Annotated in this window: 6 protein-coding genes; 5 read left to right on the forward strand and 1 reads right to left on the reverse strand. The window is 32.4% G+C overall.

The features are described from left to right. Window positions 1–56: 56 nt before the first annotated feature. Complete coding sequence (locus OWM07_RS11040) at window positions 57–884, reverse strand: CsgG/HfaB family protein (protein WP_423303803.1); 828 nt, start codon at window positions 882–884, stop codon at window positions 57–59. A gap of 151 nt (window positions 885–1,035) precedes the next feature. Here OWM07_RS11040 and OWM07_RS11045 point away from each other — a divergent pair, with 151 nt between their 5' ends. The 5 genes from OWM07_RS11045 (at window position 1,036) to OWM07_RS11065 (ending at window position 7,517) form a co-directional block, all read left to right on the forward strand. After that, window positions 1,036–1,509 (forward strand): hypothetical protein, encoded by a 474-nt coding sequence (locus OWM07_RS11045; RefSeq protein WP_423303804.1) that lies wholly within the window; start codon window positions 1,036–1,038, stop codon window positions 1,507–1,509. A 4-nt stretch (window positions 1,510–1,513) separates the two neighbouring features. Next, a complete protein-coding gene (locus tag OWM07_RS11050) occupies window positions 1,514–2,671 on the forward strand; it encodes an iron-containing alcohol dehydrogenase (RefSeq protein WP_423303805.1) in 1,158 nt (385 codons plus the stop codon). After that, window positions 2,671–4,521: an aldehyde ferredoxin oxidoreductase family protein gene (locus OWM07_RS11055; protein WP_423303806.1), complete on the forward strand. Its 1,851-nt coding sequence runs from the start codon at window positions 2,671–2,673 to the stop codon at window positions 4,519–4,521. Before OWM07_RS11050 ends, OWM07_RS11055 begins: the two co-directional genes overlap by 1 nt. 287 nt (window positions 4,522–4,808) lie before the next feature. Then, window positions 4,809–6,350: an ATP-binding protein gene (locus OWM07_RS11060; protein WP_423303807.1), complete on the forward strand. Its 1,542-nt coding sequence runs from the start codon at window positions 4,809–4,811 to the stop codon at window positions 6,348–6,350. Window positions 6,351–6,485: 135 nt separating this feature from the next. Continuing rightward, on the forward strand, window positions 6,486–7,517 hold the full coding sequence (locus tag OWM07_RS11065; RefSeq protein WP_423303808.1) for a formylglycine-generating enzyme family protein: 1,032 nt from the start codon (window positions 6,486–6,488) through the stop codon (window positions 7,515–7,517). Window positions 7,518–7,857: the final 340 nt, after the last annotated feature.

The following is a 7,857-nucleotide window of genomic DNA, read 5'->3' on the forward strand; positions in this document are numbered from 1 at the left end:
AAAATTAAGCATAATTTAGCAGAAAATAGATTAAATATCAATATGTTATATAAATTTTACTGTGCAACACCCTTTATTCTGTTGTTAGAAGTAAATTCTAAGCCAGCTCTAAAATATTTTTTGGCATTTTTATCTTTTATGTCATCATCATTATCTTTTAATTCTATAGTTAAGATTACTTTATACGGAAGTATATCTCTTCTAATGTCTTCTAAAACTTTATTTTGTGCTATTGTTAATAGTTCTGCGCTGGATTTAACGGGATAGCCAGAATCTGGGCATGCTGCAGATTTAGCTGTTTCTGTATAATCAGAAGAGTAAATGATTGTTTCTGTTTCAACTTCTATAATCTTTGTTGTTGCAGAAAAAGTTGCAGTTCTTTTTTGGCAGTTTACGTCATAATATCTCCATTTTAGGCATTTTGAAACAGGTATATTACCCAAGGGAGTTTTTAATTTGCTTTTTTTGGACTTGATACACTCACTTCTTTGCTCTTTAAACATTGTATCTTCAACTTTTGAAATATTGATAGTACCAGTTAAAATTGCTGATGCTCCAATGAGTTTGCCGAAATTAATGACATCTTTTTTATTTACTAATCCACTATTTGAAAATTTTAACTCTTCAATAATTTTATTTATTTCTGATCTTTCTACGAGTTTGTAATATTCATTTCCATTTTGTAATAGTGTATCAGATATCATGGATTCGATTTTATTTGAAAAGATTTTTCCATCTTTGCCTTCAAATGGGAGTACAGCGATACTTTTTAGAGAAAGTAGATTATAGTATTTTGGTTTTAAAGTAACATTGACTTTTATTTGTGGAGATGTGCAACTAATAATTGAGATAAATAAAAAAATATAAAAAATTACAAATTTCATGTGGATAAAATATATTAAAATAAGTTTTTTGACAAGTTTCTAAAAGTTGATCAATGTTAAAAATAATTGTTAATTCAGCATTACATCTTTTATTTTCTTGACAAAAGGTTGTTTATGAATTAACATTTAATTAAAATATAAAGGTGTTTTAATGGCTTTCTTATTAAAAATTCTATTTTTCTTTTTTGGAAGGTCGCTATCTTTTTTATCAAATCGTGATTACAATATAAAAAATGAGATATCATATCTGCCTGATGGTTTTAAAATTGCCCTAAAAATATTTGGATTGGATAATCCAGTTTTATGTTTTAAAAAGATTGATAATAAACTTTGTTATTCGTTAACTTGCGATATAGATAATGCTGATTTAATAATAGAATTTAAGTCTTTGAAAAGTGCATTAAAGATTTTCCTCGGTTTAAAAGGGCTTGAGGTTGGTTTTGCTGAAAAAAGGATGATATTAAAAGGGATGATAGCTGATGGACTGATGTTTACAAGAATTTCTATGATTGTACAAAGGTACCTTTTCCCTGCTTTTATTTGTAAAAGAATTATGAAGAAGCTTCCAGAGATAAATAAGATTTTAAAAATTAAGCTGTATTTGTATGGAATTGTTAGAAGGTAAAATTATGAAAACTTCACTCTTTGAGTTTTTTGTCCCAACAAAAATTTTAGCTGGAGAAGACTCTTTATCAAATCTTTTCTATGAGCTTTCACTTTTAAACAGCAAAAAACCTATTATTGTAACCGATAAAGGTATTGTAAATGCAGGTTTGTTAAAATTTGTAGAACAGCCTTTGAGAGAGGCTGATATCGAATATATAATTTTTGATGAAGTTCCTCCTGATTCATCGTTGAAGATTGTTAGAAATATTTATGAGATATGTAATCAGTCAAATTGTGATTCTATAATTGCTCTGGGTGGTGGTTCTGTAATCGATTCTGCAAAGGGTGCTAACATTTTGATAGGCTACAATACAGAAAATTTAGCAGATCTTGCTGGAGCAGAGAGGATTGATAGAAAGCTAAAACCTTTGATTGTTATCCCCACTACAAGTGGGACTGGCTCTGAAGTTACATCTGTTGCAGTGATAGCTGATGAAGAAAATGGAGTGAAACTGCCCTTTGCATCACAGTTTCTTATACCTGATGTGGCAATACTTGATGCCAGAATGACTTTATCCCTACCACCGATAATGACCGCAGCTACTGCTATGGATGCTTTGACACACGCTTTAGAAGCATATCTTTCGTTGCAGAAAAACCCTATTTCGGATTCTTTCTCACTGACAGCTATCAAACTAATTTTTCAAAACTTATTTAAAGTAATAGATGACCCTAAAAACAGAGAATATAGATTAAATATGATGATTGCTTCTACATGTGCAGGGGTAGCTTTTTCAAATGCTATGGTTGGGATAGTCCATGCTATTGGGCATACCTTGGGAGGGATATACAAAATACCACATGGTATTGCTATGGGGATTTTGCTTCCTGCTGGTCTTGAGTTTTATTACGATACGAGAAAAGCTGAGTTTGAAGAAATTAATAAGCTATTAAATATTTTTTTAGAAGAAGAAGTGAAAGATTTGATAGAATATGTCAGAAATGTTCTAACAAGACTTCATTCTTTGACTAATTTACCAATAAAATTGAGTGATGTGGGTGTTAGAAAAGGTGATTTTGATAAAATTGCAAAGATGTCTTTAAATGACGGTTCCATTGTGTTTACACCAAAGTATGCAGGTATTGATGATATTATAAAAATATTAGAGGTGTCTTACTGATGAATGTTATTGAAGGTTATAGCGATAAGATACTGTTTGTTGATTTATCGAAAAAGAGTTATGAGGTTTTAAAGCTAAATATAGAGGATTTAAAAAAGTTTTTGGGTGGCAAAGGGTTAGGGATTAAGCTTTTGTATGATTTCTTTGATGAAAAGATTACCCCATTTTCCCCTGAAAATCCTATTATTATTGTTCCAGGTGTTTTGATGGGGACAAATGCTCCATGTAGTGGTAGATTTCATGCTATTACAATATCCCCTTTAACAAATATTGTGGGGACATCTTCCTGTGGTGGCCCTTTTGGAATGGAGCTGAGAAAAAATGGCTATGAAGCTTTGGTGATAAAGGGGGCAGCAAAAGAGCCTACTTTTCTTGTGATAGGAGATGATAGTGTAGAGTTTTATTCGGCTAACGATATTTGGGGGAAGGATACGAAAGAAACTCAATCTTATTTTGAAAATTATGGTGTTGCATCATTGGCTATTGGGCCTGCAGGTGAAAACTTGGTGAGATATGCAAATGTGATTTCTGGTCATAGGTTTTTGGGTAGATGTGGATTTGGAGCAGTTTTTGGCTCTAAAAATTTGAAAGGTGTTGTTGTCAAAAAAGGTAAATATAGTGTTTTACCAAAAAATAAAGAGATGTTTGATAAAGTAAGGAAAAGAGGGCTTAATTATATCAATAGAAACAATTTTACAGCAAATCTTTATAGAAATTATGGTACAGCTTCAAATGTAAATTTTACAAATTCTAAAGGGGCTATGCCTGCCTACAACTTCAAAGATGGGACTGATCCCAAATCTTTTAATCTTGCTGGAGAAAATATGGCAAAATTGTTTAATACAAAGCATCATACCTGTAAACCTTGCTCAATATTATGTGGCCATAAAGGGGCTGTGGATGGCAAAGAGCTTTCTGTTCCTGAGTATGAAACGGTGACACTTTTGGGTAGCAACCTTGGTATATTTGACCCAGCTATTGTTGCAAAATGGAATGATATTTGTGGCAGAATGGGGATGGATACGATTTCCACTGGTGGTGTTTTGGCATGGGCAATGGAGGCAGGTGAAAAAGGGATTTTTAGTTCAAATTTAAAATTTGGTAAAAGTGATGGGGTTGAAGAGGCTTTGTTGGATATAGCTCATCGTAGAGGGGTTGGTGATGATTTAGCCGAAGGGGTTAAAAGGTTAAGTGAAAAATATGGTGGAAAAGAGTTTGCAATACATGTAAAAGGGTTGGAAATATCTGGGTATGACCCAAGAGCTGCTTTTGGACAAGCATTATCCTTTGCAACTGCAAATAGGGGTGGTTGTCATCTATCAGCATACCCTATTGGGCTGGAAGTGATTTTTGATTTACTAAATCCCTATTCTGAAAAAGGGAAAGTGGAATTTACACTATTCTTTGAAAACCTTTTTAACTGTATAAACTCCTTACAAGTTTGCCTCTTTACTGCTTTTGCCTACCTTTTAGAATCACCTTTAACTAAATATACCCCTGATTTTTTGCTTAGATTTTTTATGAACAACTTATCAAAAATCGCTGTGTTATTAATCGATTATTCTTTGTATTATCAATTATGGGTTTCGGTAACAGGGTTAAATATCTCCAAAAAGGAGTTTTTAAAGGCTGGAGAAAGGATACATTTATTGGAGAGGTATTTAAATAATAGACTTGGTGTGACTAAAAAGGATGATATTTTACCAGCAAGGTTACTTTATGAGCCAAGAAAATCTGACAAAGAAAACAGACTGCCACCATTAGATAAAATGCTTAAAAGATATTATAAAGCCCGTGGTTATGATGAAAATGGAGTAGTTAGCAAATCCAAACTTAAAGAGATTTTATAAAGAAACCGACATCATTTAATTTCAAAATTCTTAATTCGAGGCTGTTGCGCAATGAATCAATTTTTTGATATAAATGTAACTTTGAGATTGCTTCGTCGCAATCGCTCCTCGCAATGTCCACCATCTTTAGTCTTTGCGAGCGTTAGCGAAGCAATCTGAGATGTTTAATCACTTATTATTGTTCAACACTCTCACCTCATTCTTCTTAATAGTATGTATCCCCCTTGCCTAATCCGATATTTTCACCTATATTTTATGAAGAAGTATTATTTACTGCGGAGACAACTATGCAAACATTAAAAAAGCTTCCAATAGGTATTCAAACTTTTAGCGAAATAATAGAAGGTAATTATATTTATATTGATAAGACTGAAGAAGCTTATAAACTTACTCAAGAGTATAAATATGTATTTTTATCCCGACCTCGCAGATTTGGTAAGTCACTGTTTCTTGATACATTAAAAGAGTTATTTGAAGGGAATAAAAAGCTTTTTGAAGGTCTTTATATTTACGATAAATGGAACTGGGATAAAAAATATCCAGTGATTAAAATAAGTTGGGCAGGGAATTTTCAAACGCTTGATAGTTTAAAAAAGGTTGCACTTGATGTGCTAAAGTTTAATCAAGAAATACTTGAGATAAAATGTGATGATACTACTGACCCTGGTAGCTGTTTTAGAGATTTAATCCACAGAGCTTATGAAAAATATAATCAAAAAGTTGTCATTTTAATAGATGAGTATGATAAGCCTATTCTTGATGTAATTGAAAATATAGAGCAGGCAAAGATAAATAGAGAATTTATTAAGGGGCTTTATTCTATAATCAAGGATAATGATGCCTATATTAGATTTGCATTTTTGACAGGTGTAAGTAAATTTTCCAAAGCTTCTATCTTTAGCGGCCTTAATATGCTCACCGATATATCGCTTAATCCAAAATATGGCAATATCTGCGGATATACCCAAAAAGATATCGAAACGTCATTTTTACCTTATTTTAAAGATGTAGATTTAGAAAAGGTAAAGAAATGGTACAATGGCTACAATTTTCTAAAAGATAATGTTTATAACCCCTTTGATATTTTGCAATTTATAAGCAATGAGTTTGTATTTGATAATTATTGGTTTGAAACCGGCACGCCATCTTTTTTGATTAAACTCATAAAAGAGAGAAATTATTTTTTACCAAATTTGACTAATCTGATTGTAGATAAAAAAATACTTTCCAGCTTTGACATAGAAAATATAGATTTAGAAGTAATACTTTATCAATCAGGCTATTTGACAATTCAAGAGATGATAGATACAGGCAGGTCAATAGAATACAAGTTAAGAATACCTAATCTTGAAGTCCAAATATCTTTAAGTGATTATATTCTTTACTACCTTTTTCAGTTAAAGGGTATTTCATCAAATCAAAATCTTACCTTTAAAGCCTTATTTAATGCTGATTTAGATATAGTAATGGATAATTTGATTTCGTTATTTTCTTCAATTCCTTACACCAATTTTACAAAAAATGAACTTAATTTATATGAAGGATTTTACGCAAGTGTAATTTATACTTACCTTGCTTCTCTTGGTGTTAAGATAATTGGTGAGGATGTTACAAATAAAGGAAGGATTGATTTGACACTTTTTGTGGGGGATAAAATTTACATTTTGGAGTTTAAGGTAGATAGTAAAAAAGGGGAGGCTTTAAAGCAAATTAAAGAAAAAGGCTATGCTCAGAAATACTTAAATGAAGGTAAGCAAATCTATCTTGTGGGTATAGAATTTAGCTCAGAAGAGAAAAATATCGTGAATTTTGAATGGGAAAGAGTATAAGTTTTAAGTTCAATGTCATGTTAGCTTAGTGGTGTGAGAATGAGACTATAGTTATTTCAAAAAAAGTTGTAAATTTTGCTTGCAAAAGTTATAATGGCTTAGATTTGCTAATGCTTGTAATGTGAGGTTGATGAGATGAAGAGGGTTTTTATTTTGTTTTTGATGTTATTTTTTATTGTGATTGGATTAAATGCAGCGGAAGTTAAAAATCTAAAAGCTTATCAGCAAGGTGGCAGAGCTGTATTTGAATACGACCTTGAGGGGGATAGCGCAGAAGGGGTAGATATAACAATTGAAGTTAATATAAATGGTAAGACATATACTCAGGATGATTTAAGTCTTGAAGGTGATATCAAGAAAGTAAAGCCTGGTAAAAATAAAAAAGTCTATTGGAATGTTCTTAAAGATTTTCCTAAAGGGCTTGTAGCAGATAATATATTACTTACTCTTGTGGTAGGTGGCTGTAAAAATGGTAAAGAGTGTAAAGACCCTATAACAGGTATGGAATTTGTGTATGTGCCAGGAGGCTGTTTTCAGATGGGTGATACTTTTGGAGATGGGGAAAGTGATGAAGAGCCTGTCCATGAGGTATGTGTAGATGGATTTTATATGGGAAAATATGAGGTTACTCAAGGTCAGTGGGAAAAAGTAATGGGTAATAACCCTTCTTATTTTAAATCATGTGGTGATGATTGCCCTGTAGAAAGAGTATCTTGGAATGATGTTCAAAATTTTATTAATAAGCTTAAGAGACAAACTGGAAAGAATTATCGTTTACCTACTGAAGCTGAGTGGGAATATGCTTGTAGAAGTGGTGGCAAAAAAGAGAAGTATTGTGGTGGGGATAATATTGATGCGGTTGCTTGGTATTATGATAATTCTGGCGGAAAGACCCATCCAGTAGGTCAAAAGCAGCCTAACGGATTGGGTATTTATGATATGTCTGGCAATGTTTATGAATGGGTGCAGGATTGGTATGATAGTAGTTATTATAGAAGTTCTCCTAAAAATAATCCGACTGGTCCATCAAGCGGTTCTAGCCGTGTGAAACGCGGAGGCAGTTGGCTCAACCTACCGAGGCTCGTCCGTGCTTCATATCGCAACTACGGCACGCCGGGCAGCAGGGACAATTACATAGGCTTCCGTCTTGTAGTTGAGGACAATTAATTTTTGATTTTTTACTTTTTTATATTTTGATGCTTTTGCTTTTAAAAGTCTATTGAGAATTCCTTTAGGATAATAATAAGTATTTTTTGTTTAGATACTGTTGCATCATGAATCAATTCTATATATCAATATAGTTTTGAAATTGCTTCCCCCGCCATTGAGCTTCAAATATTTAGTATTACATATGCAAATACTATTCGCAAAAAAGCTTTAAACTCAAAATTTACTGCTATATAGCTGGGTCGCAATGATCCAAAAATGCTGTCATTGTATGTTTCAAATTATGTTAACAAAGTTAGAAAAGAGTGATATAGAAAACCAGGGAAGGATAAAGAACAAG

This window comes from Deferribacter thermophilus (genome assembly GCF_049472675.1).
GTDB lineage: Bacteria > Chrysiogenota > Deferribacteres > Deferribacterales > Deferribacteraceae > Deferribacter > Deferribacter thermophilus.

Excerpts from the sequence above, each read along its gene's own strand:
- OWM07_RS11050 (WP_423303805.1), top strand. The coding sequence starts at position 1,514 with ATGAAAACTTCACTCTTTGAGTTTTTTGTCCCAACAAAAATTTTAGCT.
- OWM07_RS11040 (WP_423303803.1), bottom strand. The coding sequence starts at position 884 with ATGAAATTTGTAATTTTTTATATTTTTTTATTTATCTCAATTATTAGT.
- OWM07_RS11045 (WP_423303804.1), top strand. The coding sequence starts at position 1,036 with ATGGCTTTCTTATTAAAAATTCTATTTTTCTTTTTTGGAAGGTCGCTA.
- OWM07_RS11055 (WP_423303806.1), top strand. The coding sequence starts at position 2,671 with ATGAATGTTATTGAAGGTTATAGCGATAAGATACTGTTTGTTGATTTA.
- OWM07_RS11060 (WP_423303807.1), top strand. The coding sequence starts at position 4,809 with ATGCAAACATTAAAAAAGCTTCCAATAGGTATTCAAACTTTTAGCGAA.
- OWM07_RS11065 (WP_423303808.1), top strand. The coding sequence starts at position 6,486 with ATGAAGAGGGTTTTTATTTTGTTTTTGATGTTATTTTTTATTGTGATT.